A 21,494-nucleotide genomic window follows, 5' to 3' on the forward strand; every position below is an offset into this window, starting at 1 on the left:
TGTTTGATCTGCTTATTCAGTCCACTTCGCACATCCGCGTGCGCTGATGGACGCCGTCACCCGCATCGAGCAAGCACTCGACAGCTTTCCCGCCACCCTCAGCCTTTACCGCGAGCAGCTCAAGCATTGGGCCAGTCGAGCGGCGGACGAAGTCAGCCACGCCGCAGATCTGCCGTCGCTGATGGGCATGGAGCGGGTCATTCGCTTCGGCTCCGATAGCACTGTCGTCAGCAGCACTGACAACGAATTTTTCTCCGGCGTCGTCCAGTGCCCGGAGAGCGGCCCGATGCTGATCGAAAGCAAATTCGAGTCGGTCTACGACATTCCGCTCGGCAACATCGTGGTCGATGTGATCGCCATGGACGGTGGCGCAACCACCCCCATCACCCTTGATGCGCAAGGCAAGGGCTCTTTCAAAGGAGTACCTGGAAAGTTCTATCGGGTGCTGGTGCACAGCGATGTCACTCCGGATCAGGTCGAGGATCTTTTCAAAGCCTATGACGGCCTGACCGCTGAGCTGGATGGCTGGCTGCGCAGCGAGTGGCAGGGTTTCAAGCCGCAGTGGTCGCAGTCGGTGGCGACGGCAGCGGGCAACGGCATGCTCGCCGGGAGTTGGGCGGCGATCGAGGGGGTGTGGGACAGCATTGGTTTGCTGTCGGACATTCTCAAGGATCCCGGAGCGTTCGCCGAGCGGTTGGGTGAGGGCGCCACGCAGTTGATGGCGCTGGCAGCGACAGCCCCCGACGTCATGGAAAAGCTTCAACTTCTGGTCAGTGACGAAGCTGCACTGTGTTTGTTGCTGCGCACGGCCAGCCTTTGGCTGGAGATGCTCCCGCCCAGTGAAATCGCCGGCAAAACCGCTGAAGCGGCATCGATGATGATGGTGCAGTTGCTTATCGATGTGCTGATCAGCCTCGTCTTGACGTTCGTCAGTGGTGGCGCAGGCATCGCTTATCTGACGCTGCGTCTGGCGGATCGCGCCGTTCAGTTGCTGTCGGCGGTGAAGCGTTTGGTGCAGGCGATGTTCGGCATCGTCGAGGGTTTCATCAAATACGTCGATCAATACAAAAGCGTTGCCGCCCGAGGCATCGCCGCCGGGGTGAAAAAGGGCCGGATGCAATTGCGCTGGAATGCGCAGCGCAACACCTTGTTGAAGAAAGACGAGCCTCACGACGACTCGCCGGATCAGGCGAAAAATCCCAACGGTGACAGCGCCGATTGCGTGCCCTTCACCTGCACCAATGGCTGCCCGGTGTCGATGGTCACCGGTGAAGAACTGCTGACCCTGAGCGATGCGGTGCTCGATGGGGTGTTGCCGTTTGAGTTCACGCGGTTGTATCGCAGCAGCGCCGCCGAGATCGATATCGGGCTGGGGTTTGGCTGGAGCCATTCGCTGGCGCATCGGCTGGAGTTTGAGAATGACTTTGTTGTCTGGGTCGATCACGAAAACCGGCGTACGCGTTTTCCGTTGCCGAGCGTTGAACGACCGGCGATTCACAACAGCCTGTCGCGGGCGGCGATTTTCCTTGGCGATGAACCGGAAGAACTGATCCTCGCGCTGGCCGGGGAAACGGCGCGGTTTTATCACTTTCGCACGGGACGGCTGACAGCGATCAGCGATGCCTATGGCAATCGTCTGACGGTGCAGCGCGATCGCTCTGACCGGGTGCAGCGACTGGACAACGGCGCCGGGCGTTCGCTGTTGTTGCGCTATGACCGGGCGCAGTTGCTGGGTGTTGATTATCAGGTGTTTCGCGAGGGTGCCTGGAGTACCGAACAGGCGCTGGTCAGTTACCGCTACGACGCTTATCAACACCTGATCGAGGCCAGCAACGCCGTCGGTGACAGCGAGCGTTACGACTACGACGACGCCCACGTGATCCTGCAGCGGCAACTGGCTGGCGGGGCGAGTTTCTTTTGGGAGTGGGAGCGGTCGGGGAAAGCTGCCCGTTGCGTGCGCCACTGGGCGTCGTTTTCGCAGATGGACACCCGTTATGTCTGGAATGACGACGGCAGTGTCGCGGTGCATTACGTCGATGGCACTGAAGAGGTTTACGTCCACGACGAGCGTGCGCGGCTGGTGCGCAAGGTCGAGGCCGACGGGGGCGAGCAGCTCAAGGCCTATGACTCCTCGGGCCGCTTGATCGCCGAGCAGGATGCGTTAGGCGCGGTCACCGAATACCGCTACGACGAGCTCGGACGGCTGATCGCGCTGATTCCGCCGGACGAGGCACCCACGTCCTACGAGTATCGCAACGGTTTCCTGTACCGGCGTTCGCGCGGTGAGGCGGTGTGGATCTACCGGCGCAATGCCGAAGGCGATGTCACCGAAGCGGTCGACCCCGACGGTCAGGTCACCCATTACTACTACGACACCCGGGGTCAGTTGCTGTCGATCCGCTACCCGGACAGCAGCCGCCATCGGCTGGTCTGGAATGTCCTCGGCCAGTTGACCGAAGAAACCCTGCCCGACGGTGGCGTACGGCGTTTTTCCTACGATGCACTGGGGCGGCGGACCACAACTGCCGACGAACACGGTGCAGTCACCCGTCAGCACTGGGACGCCGCAGGCCGACTGGCCCAGACGACTTTTCCTACCGGCAGCACCCGCGCCTACAGCTACGGCGCCTACGGTCAGGTCACCGCCGAGCGTGATGAACTGGGGCGCATCACCCGCTACGAATACGACGATGATCTGCACCTGGTCTCGCGGCGGATCAACCCCGACGGCACGAGGGTGCAGTACCGCTACGACCATGCGCAACTGCTGCTCACCGAGATCGAAAACGAGTCCGGGGAAAAGTACCGGCTGGACTACACGCCGACCGGGCTGATCCGTCAGGAAAGCGGTTTTGACGGCCGCCGCACGGCGTACGCCTACGACCTCAACGGCCATCTGCTGGAGAAGACCGAGTTCGGGGATGACGGCTCTTGTTTGCTCACCGCTTATGAGCGCGATGCTGCCGGGCGTCTTCTGGCCAAAACCCTGCCCGACGGCCTCAAGGTTTTTTATCAATACGACCGCCTCGGCCGACTGATCAGTGTCGACGACGGCCAGCAACACCCGCTGGCCTTCGAGTACGACCGTCAGGACCGGCTGATCACCGAACATCAGGGCTGGGGCACCCTGCGCTACAGCTACGACGCCTGCGGCCAACTCCAGCGCATGCGCCTGCCGGACAACAGCAAACTCGACTATCACTACGCCAAGGGCGGGGCGCTGGCCGCCATCGATCTCAATGGCGCATCGCTGACCCGGCATGTCTACCAGTCGGGCCGCGAACAACAACGCCAGCAAGGTCTGCTGCTCAGCGAATATGCCTACGACGACCAGGGCCGTTTGCTCGCCCACGCTGTAGGCCATCAGCATGATTCACTGTACCGCCGCGATTATGCCTACAGCGCCAACGGCAATCTGGCGCACATCGCCGACAGCCGCCACGGCCAGCGTACCTACGGCTACGACGCCCTCGATCGCGTGATCAGCGTTCGTCACTCACGCGACGAACTGCCGGAAAGCTTCGCCCACGACCCGGCCGGCAACCTGCTGATGCAGGACCGCCCCGGCCCCAGCCAGATCAAGGGCAACCGCCTGCTGATGCAGGGCGACCGCCATTACGACTACGACGCCTTCGGCAACCTGATCCGCGAACGTCGCGGCCGCGCGCAGACTCTCGTCACCGAATACCGCTACGACAGCCAACACCGCCTGATCGGCCTGACCCGCCCCGACGGACAAACCGCGTCTTACAAGTACGACGCCTTCGGCCGACGTATCAGCAAAACCGTCAACGGCGAGACCACCGAGTTCTTCTGGCAAGGCGACCACCTCGTCGCCGAAAGCAGCGAAAACGAATACCGCAGCTACGTCTACGAACCCGGCACCTTCCGCCCGCTCGCCTTGCTCGACGGCAAAGGCCCGAAAAAAGCCTGCCCGTTTTATTATCAACTCGACCACCTCGGCACCCCGCAAGAACTCACCGACTACAGCGGCGACATCGTCTGGTCGGCGCAATACGACGCCTACGGCAAAGTCGCCGCACTGACCCTGGCCGGCGAAGACTACCTGAACCAACCGCTGCGCTTTCAGGGGCAGTATTTCGATGGCGAAAGCGGACTGCATTACAACCGGCACCGGTACTACGACCCGAGATTGGGGCGGTATCTGACGCCGGATCCGATCAAGTTGGCCGGTGGGCTGAATCAGTACCAGTACGTGCCGAATCCGACGGGGTGGGTGGATCCGTTGGGGTTGACGTCGAACTGTCCGCCGCCGAAAAAGCCGGGTTGTAAGGTGTCGGGTGGGAGTAGTGGGGCTAAGGTTAATGAAGGTGAACCTGCACTGCCGAAGATGACTGCGCAGGAGCGTAGGGCGAGGATTGATGAACTGGCTGAAGAAAACGCATACCGACGTTTGCATGAAATGGAGGATCCACAAAATGGAGAGCATTTTTTAGAAAAACACGGCGCCCAAACAACCCTACAGTCTCAGTTTGAAAGAATTACTTCAGGCAGAAATCCAACGACTGGTGTTGTAGAGACCTACATAGGTGGATCAAAAAACGGACAGCCTAAAATCCCAAGCGCGGCCACTCATTTTTTCAGTCATAGAGACCAGTTAAATGCTATCTATAGAGCGAAACTAATACTTCGTCAAACCGATCTCCAAACGTCTAGAAGACCTATGGATATGGGGAAAATAATCGGGGAAGGTTATACGAAAGACGGAGTATACGGGCAGCAAAAGAAAGCTGTTGTTATTCTTAGAGCAAATGGCGACACCGTAACTTCGTATGCGGATTTTGATTGATGAAAAATTTATATAAAATTGTGGATGTAAAAAATTTGTTGTTTGTTTTTGATATCGAAAATACTTTTGATCTCGAGCGAGAGCGATTAATAGTCGAAAAAAACATAAATGATCCCCGGCAGTTAACAGAACTGTTCGATGCTTTATTAAAGCCGGAATTTTATGAGTACACAGATGCTGAGCAAGAATCTCTCATAGATACAGTCGATCATTTTTTGAAGGAGGATGACGATTTTGATCGTGTATTTAATCGAATGACGACATATTTTGATGATGAGGTTACGGATAGGCCAAGTTTCATGAGGACTTTGCTGGGGTGCTTGAAAAAATATCGAAGCGAAAAAAACTCTGGCTATTGAAGTTTCAGTTTTACAATATGCAATGAGAGAGCGGCACCTTTTGCGAGCAGTACGGCCCTCACGCGGGTTTTAAACGACTAGTTGCGACGTCTGATGTGCCGACGCTGTCGTAGCGTCGAGTACATGCACGCTATACCCCGGAACATTCTTCGCATGATGCTTCGCCTGCGAAGCCATTTCCGCGAGTTGGCTGGCATCGAGGTGTGCGCAGGCTTCGGGATGTAGATGCACGACGCCAATGGACAGTGACAACAACGGAAACTCCTGCCGCACCCCTTGGCGATTCGGCGCAATAAAACATCCAGCCTCAAGGTGTTCGGGGCGGTAGAAGCGTCGGCATTGGCTCTGAAAGTCATCAAGCAGTTGATTGAGTCGTTTGCGCCAGTCTTCGGGGCCGAGGACGAGCAGGAAGTCGTCGCCGCCAATATGGCCGACGAAGTCGCGGGAGGGGTCGACCCGTTCATTCAGGCATTGCGCCAGACACAGCAGAACTTCATCACCCCTTCCGTAGCCGTAGATATCATTGAAGGGTTTGAAACTGTCGATGTCGACGTAGCAAATAACTGACTCTCGTCCCTGCTGCAGCAACCGCGTCAAGCATTGCTGAATCGGCACGTTGCCGGGCAGCAGGGTTAGCGGGTTGGCGTAGCGCGCCTGCTGGATTTTCAGTTCGGTAATCAGTTTAAGCACGTCGATCACCCTGCCAAGGCCGAGGTAGCCGCCGTTAAGGGTGATGATGAAGTCCTCTTCGATGCGTTGGCGGGCGCGGCTGGTGATCAGGCGGCTGACCTGTTGCAGCGACTGGCTCATTTCCACGGCGAGGAAATCGTCGTTCATCAGGCGGCTGATCGGTTTGCGTGCAAACAGGTCGGTGGCGAACGGTTTGAGCAGGGCATCGGACAGGGAATGACGATGGACGATGCCGCAGGGTTGGCCTTGTTCGTCGAGTACCGCCAGTGAATTGAGGTTGGCCTGGCGGCGGAAGGCTTCCAGTACGGTGGCGGTTGGCGTGTCGCGATTCACGGCCGGCTGATCGTTGAGCAGGGCGCTGAGGTCGCTGCCTTCGTCGTTCAGCGCAACGCTGCTGCTGTCGTGTTTGGGCATCAAGGCGCGGGCATCGCGCGGTGGGTGTTCCTGGGGGCGGCCAAGCAGGTAGCCCTGCACCAGATCGACGCCCATTTCAGTCAGCACCGCGAGTTCTTCCGGCAACTCGATGCCTTCGGCGATGACTTGCGCGCGCGAGGCTTTGGCGATTTGCAGGATGGAGCCGACGAACTCGCGCTTCAACGCGTCCTGGTGAATGCCATCGATGAAGTGCCGATCGATCTTCACGTAGTCCGGGCGCAGTTCGGACCATAACCGCAGGCTCGAATAGCCGGCACCGAGATCATCAAGTGCAATCGAAAACCCCATGGCTCGATAGTGATGCAAGGCCGTTTGCAGTAACTGGAAATCGTCGATCGGTGTTTGTTCAGTCAGCTCGATGACGACCTGACTGGGTGGAATGCCGAAATCCTGCAGCAACTGCAACGTGCGCCCCGGTTGATGGGCGGCTTCAAGCAAGGATTCCGGCGAGACGTTGAGAAACAGTTTGCCCGGCAGTTGCTGCTCGTTGAAGCGCCGGCAAGCGCTCTGGCGGCAGGCGATTTCCAGTTCGCTCAAACGCCCGGCCTGACGGGCCACGGCGAACAGTGCGATCGGCGAGTGAAGAGGGCTGTTGGAAGGGCCGCGCGTGAGCGCTTCGTAGCCGAGAATGCGCCGTTCCGAGAGACTGATGATCGGTTGGAACAGGCTGTGTAAACCGCTTTGAGTCAGGATCGAGCTCAAGGCACTCAGCTGTTCGGTCGTGGTCATGGCAATCTCTGGCAATAAAAAAAGGACTGGGAGCGCTCTCGATGAAGAGAGTGGTTCCCAGTCCTTTATTGCACGACAGAATGATGACTGTTTGATGACGATCCGGGGATCGTCAGCACTAAATTGCCATCACCTTACTTCTTGGCCACCTGATTGCTCAGCTTCAGGTAATCCAGCAGGACGCGCCCGGTTTCACTCAGGTAGGCATCGTCTTCTGGTTTGACCTTGTCCGGGTCGGCGGCCGCGAGGGCGTCCTCGTCTTCTTTCTTCAGCTCTTTGAGCGGCTCTTCGCCTTTGGCTTTGCGACGGATGTTTTCCATCGCCAGTTGCTTGGCGTCGATGTCGTTGTGCTGGGCACGGCGCTCGGCTTCGTTGAGGCTGACGGTTTTTTCTTCCATCAGTTTCTGCGCCAGGGCCAGCTTGTCACGGATGAACACGAACTCGGCATCCTTGGCGGTGCGGGTGTCATGTTCGGATTTGAGCTGGGCCAGGAATGGCTTGAACGGATCGGCTGCCGGTTTGATCGCCGCGCGGATGGTGTCCCACGGCATGGCTTCCGGCAGTGCGCTCTCGCCGATTTCCTTGGTGTCGATCAGCGACGGGTAGTCGATGTCCGGCAATACGCCCTGATGCTGGGTGCTCTGACCGGAGACCCGGTAGAACTTGGCCAGAGTCAGTTTCAGTTCGCCATGGTTGAGCGGCTGAATGGTCTGCACGGTGCCTTTACCGAAGGTCTGGCCACCGATGATCAGCGCGCGGTGATAGTCCTGCATGGCGCCGGCGAAGATCTCCGAAGCCGAGGCGGACAAGCGGTTGACCAGCAACGCCATCGGACCTTTGTAGAACGCGCCCGGGTTTTCATCTTCGAGTACGTCGACACGGCCATCGGCATTACGCACGAGTACGGTCGGGCCTTTGTCGATGAACAGACTGGTCAGCTCGGTGGCTTCCTGTAGGGAACCGCCGCCGTTGTTGCGCAGGTCGATGACCACGCCGTCGACTTTGTCTTTCTGCAGCTCGGTGAGCAGCTTCTTGACGTCGCGGGTGGTGCTCTTGTAATCCGGATCACCGGCACGGAACGCCTTGAAGTCGAGGTAGAAGGCCGGGATCTCGATCACGCCGAGCTTGTAGTCCTTGCCGTCCTGTTTCAGGTTGAGCACGGACTTCTTCACGGCCTGATCTTCGAGCTTCACCGCTTCACGGGTGATCGGCACGATCTTGGTGGTCTGGTCGTTCGGCGCATTGCTCGCCGGAATCACTTCCAGACGCACCACGGTGCCTTTCGGGCCGCGGATCAGCTTGACCACTTCGTCCAGACGCCAGCCGACCACGTCGACCATCTCTTTGTTGCCTTGGGCAACGCCGATGATCTTGTCGGCCGGGGCGACCTGCTTGGTCTTGTCGGCCGGGCCTGCCGGCACCAGACGCACGACTTTCACCTGGTCGTTGTCGCTCTGCAACACGGCACCGATGCCCTCGAGGGACAGGCTCATGTTGATGTCGAAGTTTTCCGCGTTATCTGGCGACAGATAGTTGGTGTGCGGATCGTACGACATGGCGAAGGTGTTGATGTACGCCTGGAAGATGTCTTCCGGACGGGTCTGGTCCAGGCGCGCCAACTGATTCTTGTAGCGCTTGGTCAGGGTTTCCTGGATCTGTTTCGGCTCTTTGCCGGCGATCTTCATCCGCAGCACTTCGTCCTTGACGCGTTTGCGCCACAGGTCGTCGAGTTCAGCCGTGGATTTGAGCCAAGGGGCGTCCTTGCGATCGATCAGCAAGGTCTCCTTGGTGGTGAAGTCCATCTTGTCGACGCCTTTGTTCAGCTCGGCAAGGGCGAAGTCCAGCCGCGACTTGACGCGGTCCAGATAGCGTTTGTAGATGGTGAACCCGGCGTTGAGGTCGCCGCTTTTGAGGAAGTCGTCGAACTGGGTCTTCCACTTGTCGAATTCGGTGATGTCGCTGGCCATGAAGTAGCTGCGCGACGGATCCAGCAGCTTGAGGTAGCTGTCGTAGATGATCACCGAGCGCGCATCGTCAAGCGGCGGCTTGCTGTAGTGGTGACGCTTGAGCAACTCGACGACGTTCAGGCTGGCGATGACTTCATCGCGATCAGGCTGCAATTTGTCCCAGCTGTTGGCTGCGAATGTATTGCCCGACACCGGCAACAAACCGATACCGATGAAAAGAGCGAGGGCGGTGCTGGGGAGCAAATGCTTCATGCTGATTCGACGCGGGGACAATTGATAACGCATATTAGGCCGTCTTTGAAGTCGCCGGTTCTACGAGAGCCGGTCGCATAATGCAAAAAGCCCGGCGCTACAGCTTCGGGCTCAGTCCAGACTCACTATGGAGGCACTGTGAAGGCATTGCAAGGCGTTGACGGTCAAGTGGCATGGGTTGAAGAGCCGAGTCCTACGTGCGATGTAGGACAAGTCCGCATCCGAGTGGCGGCAGCGGGCCTCAATCGCGCCGATTTATTACAGAAAGCAGGGCTTTATCCGCCACCGCCAGGGGCCAGCCAAGTGCTCGGTCTTGAGTGCTCCGGGGTCATCAGCGAGGTCGGCGCGGGCAGTGCGTGGCAGGTCGGCGATCGGGTTTGCGCCTTGCTGGCCGGGGGCGGGATGGCCGAAGAGGTGGTGGTCGACGGGCGGCACGTGCTGCCGGTTCCCGAAGGCGTCTCGCTGATCGAGGCGGCGGCATTGCCCGAGGTTTACGCAACAGTCTGGCTGAATGTGTTTCAACTTGCGGCGCTCAAACCGGGTGAGAAAGTTCTCTTGCACGCCGGCGCAAGTGGAATCGGTTCAGCCGCCATTCAGTTGTGCAAGGCGTTTGGCAATCCGTGCTGGGTCAGCGTCGGTTCGGCCGAGCGTCTGGCTTACTGTGAGGCGCTGGGTGCGCAGGGCGGGGTGGTGCGCACCGATGATCTGGAGAGTCTGCGTGATTTCGGGCCGTTCAATGTGATTCTCGATCCGGTCGGCGGCAATTATTCGGCGCTGAACCTGAAGCTGATGGCGCTGGATGGGCGCTGGGTGTTGATCGGTTTGATGGGCGGGCGTGAGGCTAAGCTGGATCTGGCGCAGGTTTTGGCCAAGCGTGTGCAACTGCTGGGCTCGACGTTGCGCAGCCGCGACGATCAGTTCAAGGCGGATCTGTTGAGTGATCTGGGCCAGCAGGTGTGGCCTTTGTTCGCCGAAGGGCGGTTGAGTCCGCAGTTGGCCAAGGCGTTTGCGGTGAAGGATGCCGAGGCGGCGTTTGCGGAGTTGGCGAGTAATACCGTTTCTGGAAAATTGGTATTGGTGATTGACGAAAGTCTGAGCTGAGATCAAGGCAAAAAGCCCCTCACCCTAACCCTCTCCCAAAGGGAGAGGGGACTGAACGGGTTGTTCTGTCGGGCTACATCGACCTGACACATGGAGTTGAACTCAGGTTCGGGGTGTCAGCCTGCAATTGCAGATTAAATCTTTGTCATTTCCAGAGATGGATTGGCCAGTTGGCCTTTTCGGCGTGCTCCAGCAGCACTGGGTCCGGATTCACCACGTGCGGGAAATCTACCTTCAACAGCAACGGCAGATCATTGCGTGAGTCGGAATAGAAACTCGCACCTTCCAGGTTCTCTTCTTCAGCATCCAGCCATTCCAGCAAACGGGTGATCTTGCCTTCGCGGTAGGTCAGGGTGCCAACGGTATGCCCACTGTAAACGCCGTGGGCGACTTCCAGTTCGATGCCGAGAATTTCATCGATGCCCAGTCGATCGGCGATCGGTCTGACCAGGTGCGTGCCCGACGCCGAGATCACCAGAATCCGGTCTCCGGCCTTGCGGTGGGCGGCGATGGTCTTGGTCGCGTCGCTGAAGATGATCGGTTCGATGAAGTCTTCAACCCATGGCCCGACCAGGTGCTCGACTTCTTCCGGCGTGCGCCCGATCAGCGGTTCGAGGCTGAACTCCATGTAGTCTTCCATGCGCAATTTGCCATGGCTGTAGGCGTCCATCAGTTCGTTGTTCTTGCGCATGAACGATTCAGGATCGACCCAGCCCAGGCGCCCCATTTGCTCGCTCCAGAGGGTGGCGCAGTCGCCGTGGATCAAGGTTTCGTCCAGATCAAAAATTGCCAAAGCCATCGGTTCTCTCCGAGAACAGCTGCGAGCTACAAGCGTCGAGCTGCAAGAATTGAAATCAGTTACGCCGCAGTCTACAACTTGAAGCTTGTAGCTCGAAGCTTGCAGCTGCTTTTAAGCTACTTCACACAGGGCCGTCGGATCGATGGAAAGTGCCAGACGCTGACCGTCGGGATGCAGATCGGCGGCCGAGCGGTTGAGCACATCCACTACCAGTTCCACGCCGCGCGCCTCGATCCGGTAGCGAATGACGTTGCCGAGCAGGCTGTGGCTGCGGATCTGCGCATCGAGTTCGCCTACCAGGCTCAGCTCGATGGCTTCCGGGCGAATGGCGATGCGGTGGTTGATCGGGCGCTGCAGCAGCTTCGACGCGTCGTCGGCATCAAGCAGGTTGTAGTTGCCGATGAAGCCGGCGGCGAACACATCGACGGGCGCCGTGTAGAGGGTTTCGGCGTCGCCGCTTTGTACGATTTTTCCTTGATTCATCAGGAAAATACGGTCAGACATGGTCAGCGCTTCTTCCTGATCGTGGGTGACGAAGATCGTAGTCAAACCGAGTTCGCGCTGAATCTGGCGGATCTGCTCGCGCAGGTGCTTACGAATGCGCGCATCGAGCGCCGACAGCGGCTCATCCAGCAACAGCAAGCGCGGACGCGTGACCAGTGAGCGAGCAAGGGCGACGCGCTGGCATTGTCCTCCGGACAGTTGATGCGGATAGCGGCTGGCGAAGTCGTTCAGTTCAACCAGTTTCAACACCTCGGAAACGCGTTTATGGCTGTCGTCGGCGTTGACCTTTTGCATGCGCAAACCGAAGGCAACGTTCTGCTCCACGGTCATGTTGGGGAACAGCGCGTAGCTCTGGAACACCATGCCGATCCCGCGTTTCTGTGGGCTCAACGGCACGATATCGACGCCATCGAGCAGGATCTTGCCGCCATCCACCGGCGTCAGGCCGGCGATGCAACGCAGCAGAGTGGATTTGCCGCAACCGGACGGACCGAGCAGGGTGACGAACTCGCCCTTGTTGATCTCGCAGTCAATGTCGCTGAACACCGTGGTGCCCGCGTAGTTTTTCTGCAGGTGTTGGACGCTGACATAGCTCATTCGCTTTTGTCCTTGTTCAAGATGTTGGCGATCCAGGTCAGGACCAGCACGAAAAAGAAGTACGAGATGACCAGCGCACTGGTGAAGTGGCCGCTGCTGTTGCGCATGTTGTTCAGATAGACCTGCAGGGTTTCGTAACGGGTGCCGACCAGAATATTGGCGAAGACGAACTCACCGAACAGGAACGAGAACGACAGCAGCAACGCGACCATCAGGCCTTTGCGCAGGTTGGGTAGCACCACCAGGAACGCCGCCTGAAAGGTGCTGGCGCCGAGCAGTTGCGCCGCGTCCATCAAGTCGCGCAGGTTGATCGCTTGCAGGTTGTTGGTGATCGCCCGGTACATGAACGGCAGGGCCACGGTGAAGTAGCAACCGATCAGGATCCATGGCGTGCCGACCATCGCCATCGGCCCGGAACCGTAGAGCTGCAACAGACCCACCGACGACACCACCGGCGGCACCGCGAAAGGCAGCAGGATCAGGATGTTCATCAGCGCATCGAGTTTCGGGAAGTGGTAATGCACCACAAACAGCAGTGGCAGGATCAGCACGACTGAAAGCACCAGCGCGCCAACGCAGACCAGCAACGACTGGCCGAATGCGTGCAGGAAACGCGGATCGCTCCACAGCTGGATGTACCACTTGAAGGTGAAACCGCTGGGCAGGATGGTCGCTGACCAACTGCTGGCGATCGAGTAGACCAGCGTGCCCGCCAGCGGCAGTAAGAGGATCGCGAACAGCAGGTAAACCACGACGCGGTGGTAGAGGCCGGCCGGGCCGGATTCAGCGCGAGACATGGTAGCTCCTCTTCAACAGCAGTTGATGCACGACGGTGACGATGGTCATCAGCGCCACCAGCACCACGGCCAGGGCACTGGCCAGATTCGGGTCGAGGGAAATATCGCCGGAGACCATTGCTGCGATACGGATCGGCAGGACGTTGAAGTTGCCGGTGGTCAGGGCGTAAACCGTAGCGTAGGCGCCGAGGGCGTTGGCCAACAGGATCACGAACGTACCGAGCAACGCCGGGGTCAGTACCGGCAAACCGATGTGCCGCCAGAACTGCCAACCATTGGCGCCAAGCAGTGCGGCGGACTCGCGCCAGTCTTCGCGCAGGGCGTCGAAGGCCGGGTAGAGCAGAAGCACGCCAAGCGGAATCTGGAAGTAGGTGTAAAGGATGATCAGGCCGGTTTTCGAGTACAGGTTGAAATCCTGAATGATCCCCGACTGCTTGAGCATGATGGTGATGCTGCCGTTGAAACCGAGCAGGATGATGAACGCGAAGGCCAGAGGCACCCCCGCGAAGTTGCTGGTCATGTTGGCGAAGGCGTTCACAAAGTTGCGCAGTTTTGAATCGACCCGGCGCAAGGAATACGCACCGAGTACGGCAATGATGATGCCGAATACGCTCGACCAGAAACTGATCTCGAGACTGTACTGGATCGCCTGCAAGTAGAACTTCGAACTGAAGATCTTGCTGAAGTTGGCGAAGCCCCAGCCGAACTCTTCCGATTGCAGGCTGTTGATCATCACCCAGACCAGCGGGGCGATTTCGAAGACGATAAAGAACAGCGCGAAGGGCACCAGGCACAACGCCGCCAGCCATTTGCCGCGAGTCATCGAGTTCACTTGAGCAACTCCCGGCACACAGGTTTGTCGTGGGGCACGCCGAGCAGTTCGCAGACGGTGCCGCAGATTTCCGTCTGCTTGGGTGCGGCGCTCGCGTCGAGGCTGAACGCGTCACCGAGGACAAACAGTGGCACTTGGCGCTCTTCTGGCAACAGGCCGTTGTGCGAGCGATCGTTGTTCATGCCGTGGTCGGCGGTCACCAACACCTGATAGCCAGCGTCGAGCCAGCTCTGCAGATAATCGGCGAGGATGATGTCGGCGAAGCGCGCGCTGTTGCGGTATTGCGAAGAGTCGAGACCGTGCTTGTGCCCGGCGTCGTCGATGTTCATCGGGTGGATCAGCAGGAAGTTCGGATCGTGGCGCAGGCGCAGGTTTTCCGCGTCGGCGAACAGGTGCGAATCCGGATAGTGATCGCTCCAGTAGAAATGCCCGTGCTGGATCGGCAGCGACAGATTGTCGGTGTGGCGGTCGCGTGCCGCCACGAACGGTGAACGGTTATATAACTCGCTGACCCAGTGATACGCCGCCGCAGCGGTTTTCAAACCGGCATCGCGGGCGTAGTGATAAATGCTGCGCTGGTTGGACAGGCGCGAGACGTTGTTGTGGACGATGCCGCTGTCGATCGGCGGCACGCCGGTGAGGATGCATTCATAAAGCGGTCGGGACAGGGCCGGCAGTTCGCACTCCAACTGGTAGAGCGCGGCGCGTCCTGCGCCAACATAAGCCTGCAGATGCCCCATGGCGTGACGCGCGACCTCGTAGTTGAGGCCGTCGAGCACGACAAGGATGACGTTGTGCTTCATAGGGGCAAAAACTCCGCGAAACAGGAAATTTCAGATTCAGCCGAGATCCCCTGTGGGAGCGAGCCTGCTCGCGAATGCGGCAGATCATTCAACATTGACGTTGACTGCCACGACGCCTTCGCGAGCAGGCTCGCTCCCACATTTGGATCTTCAACAGATCACACAGTAGTGATCAGCCGCTTTATTTCATCTCTACGATGACTTCCTCGTTCCACTGCTGTGGCAGGGCCTTGGAAGTCTTTTCCCACGCATCGGCGTCTTTGATCGGGGTGACCTTTTTGTACTGCTCGTTCGGCAGCAGTTTGGCCTTCACGTCTTCCGGCAGTTGCAGGTGCTCGGCGCGGATCGGGCGGGCGTTGCCGCGGGCGAGGTTGGTCTGGCCGGCGTCGCTGAAGATGTATTCGCGGGTCAGCTTGGCGGCGTTCGGGTTTTTCGCGTACTTGTTGATGATCGTGGTGTAGCCGGAAATCACCGAGCCGTCGGACGGGATCAGCACCACGTAGTCATCCGGGTTGGCCATTTTGGCTTTGTAGCTGAGGCCGTTGAAGTCCCAGACCACACCGACTTCGATCTCGCCTTTTTCCATGGTGGCGATGGTCGGGTTGGCCATCGACAGGCGACCTTGCTTGGCGATGTCAGCGAACAGCAGCAGCGCAGGCTTGATGTTTTTCTCGTCGCCACCGTTGGCCAGTGCGGCAGCCAGAACGCCGTTGGCGGCTTGGGCGGCGGTGCTCACGTCACCAATGGAAACCTTGTATTTGCCGCCCTTGAGGTCAGCCCATTTGGTCGGTACTTCGGAGCCGTGCAGCAGCTTTTTGTTAATGATGAACGCGATGGTGCCGGTGTAGGCCAGTGCCCAGTTGCCGTCCTTGTCCTTGGCCCAGTCCGGGACTTGATCCCAGGTGCTTGGCTTGTACGGTTGCACCACGCCTTGCTTGACCGCGATCGGGCCGAAGGCCGCACCGACGTCGCCGATGTCGGCGGTGGCATTGTCTTTCTCGGCGGCGAACTTGGCGATTTCCTGGGCGGAACTCATGTCGGTGTCGATGTGCTTGAGGCCGTAGGTTTTGGCCAGGTCTTCCCAGGTGCCTTTCCAGTTGGCCCAGTCATCGGGCATGCCGACACTGTTGACGGCGCCTTCCGCTTTCGCAGCGGCTTCGAGGGTTTTCAGATCGGTGCCGGCGGCCATGGCCGAGGTACACATTGCAATGGTCGAGCCTAACAGTGTTGCCAGGAAAAGCTGTTTCATTCCGAAGCTCCTTGGTCGTGTTCAACGCTGCGTTTGCGGTGGTTGTTGGTCTAGGTCAGCAATACCTGAGCCAATTTAAGGGGGCTGGATGACACTTTGATGTCGGCGGCCTTGTGGCAGGCCTTTTATTTGCCCGGTATTGGCGGGTGTCAGATAAGCGTAGACCATGCCCAAACGCCCGGAGAGCAAGGGACTTGGCCGATGTATTGCAAGTCGTGAAGACGACCGTTCGGTAGTTTTGTCATCTCTCGGTCATCTGCACTGCCTAGGCTTGCATCATCAGAAAACGGCTTGATCGCCGTGCGGTTTTGCCCTGAAACAGTGCTGGTCTAGTCCAGATAGGTAACGTTGATGCGCGATGAGGCAACAAAAGCGGTGACAGCCATTGGCCAGGTGTTGCAGGAGCAGCTCGATCACGGGTTGTTGGCAGCGGGCAGCAAGTTGCCGGCCGAGCGCAAGCTCAGTGAGTTGTTCGGCACCACACGGATTACTGTGCGTGAGGCGTTGTTGCAGTTGGAGGCGCAGGGGCAGATTTATCGTGAGGAGCGCCGTGGCTGGTTCGTCTCGCCGCCGCGTCTGGCGTACAACCTGATGCAGCGCAGTCACTTTCACGCGATGGTCAGTGCGCAGGGGCGTGTGCCGTCGACCGAGGTGATTTCGGCGCGGTTGCAGCCGGCGTCGGCGGCGGTGTGTGCGTGGTTGCAGTTGCCGGCGTTGTCGAGCGTGATTCAGATTTGCCGGTCGCGGCGCATTGATGGGCGGTTGGTGCTTTATGTTGAGCATTATTTGAATCCGCAGTTTTTTCCGGGGATTCTGGGGTTTGATTTGAATCAGTCGATGACCGAGTTGTATGCGCGGCATTACGATTTGCACTATGGGCGGGTGCGCTTTGAGATTGTGCCTACGTCACTGTCTGTGGATGCGGCGGCGGCTTTGCGGGTGTCGGTGGGGAGTCCGGGGTTAAGGATTGCTCGGGTTAATTATGATCAGCATGAGCGGTTGATTGATTGTGATCTGGAGTTTTGGCGGCATGATGCGATTCATGTCGGGGTTGATGTTGTTTGAGCGTTTTGGGGGTATATCCGTTGCTGCGGGTGTTGCTGATTAGGGTTCCGCCCTTACGGCGGGTCACTTTTTCCAGACGCCGAAAAAGTAACCAAAAAGGCTTGCTCCTGCGTGCGGCCCGCTCGCTGGGGCTCGGGGTCCCTTCGCTCCGGGATCGATCCGGGCGCAGCGCCTACGGTTTGCTTCGCTGCACCTCCTCTCGCTGTGTTTGGCTTCGCCAAACGGTCGCTGCGCTCCCACCCCCGGATCAATCCCTCCACTCAGCCTTCCGACGTCGCCCGTGGATCAAGATCAAGAGCGGTACTCGAGCTTGCGCTCATTGTGTTGAGTGGTGAGAAGCAGAAGCGATATAGGTTTACCGGTTGGACTCAATCCCTGTGGGAGCTGGCTTGCCGGCGATGGCGGCCTGACAGCCGACCTGTTTCTTGCGGATGTACTCGATCCCTTGTAGGAGTGAGCCTGCTCGCGATAGCGTCCTGACAGCCGACCTGTTTCTGACAGGCTGCACACGGTCCAAATGTGGGAGCGAGCCTGCTCGCGAAAGCGCCCCCACAGTCACCTCATCCCTACTTGCCTGTCCCCGCATTGGCATACAAATAATCCGTCGCCAACGAGGCCAATGTCCTCACGCCTACCACCAACGCCGACTCATCCACAAAGAACCCCGGATTGTGATTCGGCGCGGCCTTGCTCATGTCCTGATCCCGCGGTGTCACGCCGAGAAACACAAACAAACCCGGTACTTCCTTGGCATAGAAAGAAAAGTCTTCCGCGCCGCCCACCAGCGGTGCATTCACCACATCATCCTTGGCCGCCCACTTCAACGTCGGCAGCATTTTTTCCGTCAGTGCCGGGTTGTTAATGGTCGGGTCGTATTTTTCGATGATGGTGACATCCGCTTTCGCGCCACCGCTTTCGGCGATTTTTTCCACGGTCTGGCGGACGTCGGCGTGCAGTTTCTGGCGGATGCCGTAGTCGTAGGAGCGGATCGTGCCGGTCATGTCCACGGATTCGGGAATGATGTTGTAGCGCGTTCCGCCGTTGATGGTGCCGATGCTGACCACTGACGGGTAAGAGGATATGTCGGTGCGGCGGCTGACCACGGTTTGCAGGCCGACGATGGTTTGCGCGCCGACGGTGATCGGGTCGATGCCGTCCCATGGGCGGCCGGCGTGGGTCTGTTTGCCGAGGATTTTGATCCGTAGATCGTCGGAGCTGGCGAGGGTGGCGCCGGGGCGGTAGGCGATCTGGCCGGCGGGGACGCCGGCCCAGACGTGCAGGCCGAAAACGGCGTCGGGTTTTGGCGATTTCATTACGCCTTCCTCGATCATCATTTTTGCGCCCCAGGTGTTTTTGCCGTCGGGGATGAAGTCGCTTGGGCCTTCCTCGGCGGGCTGGAAGTAGAACACCACGGTGCCGGGCAGGGTGTCGCGCATGCCTGTGAGAATTTTCGCCGTGCTCAGCAGGATCGCGGTGTGGGCGTCGTGGCCGCAGGCGTGCATGACGTCGACTTCTTTGTCGAGGTAGGTGCCTTTGGCTTTCGAGGCGAACGGCAGGTCGGAGACTTCCTTGACCGGCAGCGCGTCCATGTCGGCGCGCAGGGCCACGGTCGGGCCGGGGAGGGCGCCTTTGAGGACGGCGACCACGCCGGTACGGGCGACGCCGGTTTTGACGTCCAGGCCCATCGCTTTGAGTTGTTTGGCGACCAGCTCGGCGGTGCGTTTTTCCGTGTTGCCGAGTTCTGGATGAGCGTGGATGTCGCGGCGGGTTTCCAGCAGTTCCGGTTCGAGTTTTTGCGCCTGTTCGGCGATCGTTGTGCGGGTGCTTTCCAACGTCGCGGCGCCAGCGTGGCTGGCGAACAGGCTGAGTAGAACGGCTTGGGCAATGCGCGTCAGTTGCATCGGTTTCTCCTTGATTATTGTTGTCGGGCTTCCCTGCCTGTGACTGCAACCGCGCGCTTGAGTGCTATTCCTTCGGCTCGCCGCCACCGGCAGTGATCACTTGCACGCTCATGCGCGGCGTTGCCAGATCGAGTCCGGCTTCGTCGAGATGGCGCTTGAGCGACAGGTTGAAGGCTCGGGACACTTCCCACTGTTTGATCGGCGCGGTCTTGAACCGTGCGCGCAGGATCGCGCTGCCGGATTCGAAACTTTCGACGCCCTGTATCTCCAGCGGCGACCAGATGTTGCGTCGCTGCAATGGATCGGTGCGCATCTTCTGGCCGACTTCACGCATCAGTTTGATCGCGTCGTCGATTTCCATGTTGTACGGCACCGCCACACGGAAGATCGCGTAGCCGAACTCCCGTGAGTAGTTCTTGATGCTTTTGATTTCGCTGAACGGGATGGTGTGGACGATGCCGTCGATATCGCGCAGGCGCACGGTGCGGATGGTCAGGCCTTCGACGGTGCCGAGGTGCCCGCCGACATCCACGTAATCGTCGATGGCCAGCGAGTCTTCGATGATGATGAACAGACCGGTGATCAAATCCGCAACCAGCGACTGCGCGCCGAAACCGATGGCCAGACCGATCACACCGGCACCGGCCAGCAGTGGCGTGACGTTCATGCCCATGTTCGCCAGCGCGACGATCAACGCGATGATGAAAATCGCCACGAACAGCACGTTGCGGATCAGCGGCATCATCGTTTGCGCACGGGCATTCGCCAGACCTTTGCGCGAGCGGGTGAGGGCGTGATGCACGGCGGTGTCGGCGAGGATCCAGATCAGCCAGGAGAAAATCAGTGTGCCGATCAGGCTGAACAGTTTGACGCTGACATCATGCCCTTCGCCCTCGGCGAAACCGATCAGCGACTGGCCCCACACGCGCAGGCCGAGTTCGATGAAGACCAGCCAGACCACCAGGTGCGCGAGAGTGTAGAAGAAGTTTTTCAGGCGTTCGGAGTACAGCGCGTGGCGTTTCGGTCCGCGTTGCGGTTTCAGTGAGTGGCGGCGCACGAGGCCGTTGATCACCATGCACATCACCAGCAGCACGGTGCAGATCAGCGATTGGCGCAATGCCGTGCTGGTGTCGCCGGCGGAAACGAACGTGGCGAACAGCGAGATGCCGACCAGCACCAGCGCCGGCACGTACCAGAAGGTACCGAGGATTTCGATGGTGTCGCTGAGGGCGCGGCGGGTCAGGCGTCGCGACAGCGGCTGGTTGCGGATCAGGTGCGCAATCGGTCGGCGGAAACGCAGGATGAACAGACCAGTCGACAGCGCCGCGAGGACATTGGCGATGGTCGCGGCGGTGTGGGCCAGATGCACGCCCAGGCTTTCGATCAGGCGTGGATCGTTCAGCGCCTCACCGAACGCGGCGAAGCTGCCGATCAGCCACAGCGGCCGAAACGCCTGATGACGCAGGATGTACAGCGCCCGATGGCGATGCGGGCCATCGAGCAGGGAAAACGCGATCACGCAGATCGCCGAGAAACAGGTGCCGACCACCAACGCATAGGCGAGCACCATCGCCAGGCTTTTGCCCAGTGAAGACGGCAATGCGTAGCTCATGTAAACCGTCATCACCAAGGCGATCAGCCACGGCCCGAGCTTGCGTAATGCAAAGCGCAGCATGTCGAGGGCTTTGGGATGCTGCGGCAATTCTTCGGTGAGGCCGAAGCGCATGCGTACCCGATGGCCGAGCCAGATCAGCGCGGCGGCAAGCAGACTCCACACGGCGAGGATCATGGCGAAGCCGAAGATGATCGGCAGCCATTCGTTGGCCGGCAACATCATGTCGCTCAGCTCTTCCTTGGCCAGGTCGAACTCGTTGCCCCAGCGATTGAGCGGGCTGTCGGCGCCGGTAAATTGTTTTTCGAAGTTGGACAGGGTGCCGCCGATCAGGCCGAGCACGCCTTCTTCAGGGCTGGCCTGGGCTTTTTTGGTGGCGTCGCGAAGCTTCTTCAGATCGGTCAGCAGCTGTGCGCGTTGCTTGTCGTTTTCCAGCGACTTGATGACTTCGTCGAGGGACTGGCCGAGCGGTTCCTGGGCTTCCGGTTGGGCCTTGTTGGTGTTGAGCAGACCGGGCAAACCGACCGCGTGGGCGGGGGCCAGCGGCAACAGCGTCATCAGGCAGACGAGAAACAGGCTGGGCAAAGCAAAAAGACGAGCGAACACTAGGCGGTCAACCTCGCAAGGGGCGGATTCGCTGGAGTGTACGAGGCCCACTAATGCAATGCGAGCCGGGCGCGGATTTATTCGTTGAGTTTGGCGAGGATCTTGTACACCACCGTGGCGAGGATCGTCAGCATGCCGACCCACATGGCAAACACCCCGGCGTTCTTGTCACGGAAGTTGAAACCGATCGCCAACAGGATCATTCCGCACAGGATGGGAATGAGCATGGCGTGGAACGAAGACATCGAGATCATGGAGACTGCCTTGTCGAAATGAATGATGTAAGTCTAGGTCGGTTTTGGTGGAGCGGTTCTGATGTGTATCAGAATTGAGCCGGTTTCAAAATGAAATTTGTGCTGCCTGGACTGACGCTTTCGCGAGCAGGC

15 protein-coding genes are annotated in these 21,494 nt (G+C 59.1%); 4 read left to right on the top strand and 11 right to left on the bottom strand.

Annotated features, from left to right (window positions below):
* The first annotated feature begins 46 nt into the window (after window positions 1–46).
* Together HU718_RS09630 and HU718_RS09635 are read left to right on the top strand one after the other, a co-directional pair.
* Window positions 47–4,810, top strand: a complete 4,764-nt coding sequence (locus tag HU718_RS09630) for an RHS repeat-associated core domain-containing protein (protein WP_217868274.1) — start codon at window positions 47–49, stop codon at window positions 4,808–4,810.
* Complete coding sequence (locus HU718_RS09635) at window positions 4,810–5,169, top strand: hypothetical protein (protein ID WP_186616720.1); 360 nt, start codon at window positions 4,810–4,812, stop codon at window positions 5,167–5,169. Before HU718_RS09630 ends, HU718_RS09635 begins: the two co-directional genes overlap by 1 nt.
* Before the next feature lie 69 nt (window positions 5,170–5,238).
* Here the strand turns inward: HU718_RS09635 and HU718_RS09640 are convergent, their stop codons facing one another.
* Both HU718_RS09640 and HU718_RS09645 read right to left on the bottom strand, forming a co-directional pair.
* Window positions 5,239–7,023 carry a bifunctional diguanylate cyclase/phosphodiesterase gene (locus HU718_RS09640; protein ID WP_186616721.1) on the bottom strand — a complete coding sequence of 595 codons (1,785 nt, stop codon included), beginning with the start codon at window positions 7,021–7,023 and terminating at the stop codon, window positions 5,239–5,241.
* A 134-nt stretch (window positions 7,024–7,157) separates the two neighbouring features.
* Window positions 7,158–9,242, bottom strand: coding sequence for a carboxy terminal-processing peptidase (locus tag HU718_RS09645; protein WP_186616722.1), 2,085 nt, complete (start codon window positions 9,240–9,242; stop codon window positions 7,158–7,160).
* 138 nt (window positions 9,243–9,380) lie between these two features.
* On the opposite strand from HU718_RS09645, the gene HU718_RS09650 reads away from it, so the two are divergent.
* Complete coding sequence (locus tag HU718_RS09650) at window positions 9,381–10,343, top strand: zinc-binding dehydrogenase (RefSeq protein ID WP_095119987.1); 963 nt, start codon at window positions 9,381–9,383, stop codon at window positions 10,341–10,343.
* A gap of 145 nt (window positions 10,344–10,488) precedes the next feature.
* On the opposite strand, the gene HU718_RS09655 is transcribed toward HU718_RS09650, so the two are convergent.
* The 6 genes from HU718_RS09655 to HU718_RS09680 all read right to left on the bottom strand — a co-directional run bounded on the left by HU718_RS09655 (window position 10,489) and on the right by HU718_RS09680 (window position 15,924).
* Complete coding sequence (locus HU718_RS09655) at window positions 10,489–11,142, bottom strand: HAD family hydrolase (protein ID WP_007916329.1); 654 nt, start codon at window positions 11,140–11,142, stop codon at window positions 10,489–10,491.
* A 111-nt stretch (window positions 11,143–11,253) separates the two neighbouring features.
* Window positions 11,254–12,243 carry an ABC transporter ATP-binding protein gene (locus HU718_RS09660; protein WP_186616723.1) on the bottom strand — a complete coding sequence of 330 codons (990 nt, stop codon included), beginning with the start codon at window positions 12,241–12,243 and terminating at the stop codon, window positions 11,254–11,256.
* Window positions 12,240–13,040 carry an ABC transporter permease gene (locus tag HU718_RS09665; protein ID WP_034156555.1) on the bottom strand — a complete coding sequence of 267 codons (801 nt, stop codon included), beginning with the start codon at window positions 13,038–13,040 and terminating at the stop codon, window positions 12,240–12,242. Before HU718_RS09665 ends, HU718_RS09660 begins: the two co-directional genes overlap by 4 nt.
* Complete coding sequence (locus HU718_RS09670) at window positions 13,027–13,863, bottom strand: ABC transporter permease (protein ID WP_172604543.1); 837 nt, start codon at window positions 13,861–13,863, stop codon at window positions 13,027–13,029. The genes HU718_RS09665 and HU718_RS09670 overlap by 14 nt, the downstream gene beginning before the upstream one ends.
* A gap of 5 nt (window positions 13,864–13,868) precedes the next feature.
* Complete coding sequence (locus HU718_RS09675) at window positions 13,869–14,675, bottom strand: alkaline phosphatase family protein (RefSeq protein ID WP_150708792.1); 807 nt, start codon at window positions 14,673–14,675, stop codon at window positions 13,869–13,871.
* A gap of 181 nt (window positions 14,676–14,856) precedes the next feature.
* Window positions 14,857–15,924, bottom strand: a complete 1,068-nt coding sequence (locus tag HU718_RS09680) for an ABC transporter substrate-binding protein (protein WP_186616724.1) — start codon at window positions 15,922–15,924, stop codon at window positions 14,857–14,859.
* A 351-nt stretch (window positions 15,925–16,275) separates the two neighbouring features.
* Between HU718_RS09680 and HU718_RS09685 the strand changes: the two genes are divergently transcribed.
* Window positions 16,276–16,989 carry a UTRA domain-containing protein gene (locus HU718_RS09685; RefSeq protein WP_102901192.1) on the top strand — a complete coding sequence of 238 codons (714 nt, stop codon included), beginning with the start codon at window positions 16,276–16,278 and terminating at the stop codon, window positions 16,987–16,989.
* Window positions 16,990–17,555: 566 nt separating this feature from the next.
* On the opposite strand, the gene HU718_RS09690 is transcribed toward HU718_RS09685, so the two are convergent.
* The 3 genes from HU718_RS09690 to HU718_RS09700 form a co-directional block, all read right to left on the bottom strand.
* Window positions 17,556–18,890: an amidohydrolase gene (locus tag HU718_RS09690; RefSeq protein WP_186616552.1), complete on the bottom strand. Its 1,335-nt coding sequence runs from the start codon at window positions 18,888–18,890 to the stop codon at window positions 17,556–17,558.
* 64 nt (window positions 18,891–18,954) lie between these two features.
* On the bottom strand, window positions 18,955–21,108 hold the full coding sequence (locus HU718_RS09695; RefSeq protein WP_186616553.1) for a mechanosensitive ion channel family protein: 2,154 nt from the start codon (window positions 21,106–21,108) through the stop codon (window positions 18,955–18,957).
* A 77-nt stretch (window positions 21,109–21,185) separates the two neighbouring features.
* Entirely contained in the window at window positions 21,186–21,362 is a 177-nt protein-coding gene (locus HU718_RS09700) for a hypothetical protein (RefSeq protein WP_016982863.1), read from the bottom strand.
* Window positions 21,363–21,494: the final 132 nt, after the last annotated feature.

It is taken from the genome of Pseudomonas tensinigenes (genome assembly GCF_014268445.2).
GTDB classification, from domain to species: domain Bacteria; phylum Pseudomonadota; class Gammaproteobacteria; order Pseudomonadales; family Pseudomonadaceae; genus Aquipseudomonas; species Aquipseudomonas tensinigenes.

Coding starts and splice junctions, on each gene's coding strand:
- HU718_RS09630 (WP_217868274.1), top strand. CDS start 47: ATGGACGCCGTCACCCGCATCGAGCAAGCACTCGACAGCTTTCCCGCC.
- HU718_RS09635 (WP_186616720.1), top strand. CDS start 4,810: ATGAAAAATTTATATAAAATTGTGGATGTAAAAAATTTGTTGTTTGTT.
- HU718_RS09640 (WP_186616721.1), bottom strand. CDS start 7,023: ATGACCACGACCGAACAGCTGAGTGCCTTGAGCTCGATCCTGACTCAA.
- HU718_RS09645 (WP_186616722.1), bottom strand. CDS start 9,242: ATGAAGCATTTGCTCCCCAGCACCGCCCTCGCTCTTTTCATCGGTATC.
- HU718_RS09655 (WP_007916329.1), bottom strand. CDS start 11,142: ATGGCTTTGGCAATTTTTGATCTGGACGAAACCTTGATCCACGGCGAC.
- HU718_RS09660 (WP_186616723.1), bottom strand. CDS start 12,243: ATGAGCTATGTCAGCGTCCAACACCTGCAGAAAAACTACGCGGGCACC.
- HU718_RS09665 (WP_034156555.1), bottom strand. CDS start 13,040: ATGTCTCGCGCTGAATCCGGCCCGGCCGGCCTCTACCACCGCGTCGTG.
- HU718_RS09670 (WP_172604543.1), bottom strand. CDS start 13,863: ATGACTCGCGGCAAATGGCTGGCGGCGTTGTGCCTGGTGCCCTTCGCG.
- HU718_RS09675 (WP_150708792.1), bottom strand. CDS start 14,675: ATGAAGCACAACGTCATCCTTGTCGTGCTCGACGGCCTCAACTACGAG.
- HU718_RS09680 (WP_186616724.1), bottom strand. CDS start 15,924: ATGAAACAGCTTTTCCTGGCAACACTGTTAGGCTCGACCATTGCAATG.
- HU718_RS09685 (WP_102901192.1), top strand. CDS start 16,276: ATGCGCGATGAGGCAACAAAAGCGGTGACAGCCATTGGCCAGGTGTTG.
- HU718_RS09690 (WP_186616552.1), bottom strand. CDS start 18,890: ATGCAACTGACGCGCATTGCCCAAGCCGTTCTACTCAGCCTGTTCGCC.
- HU718_RS09700 (WP_016982863.1), bottom strand. CDS start 21,362: ATGATCTCGATGTCTTCGTTCCACGCCATGCTCATTCCCATCCTGTGC.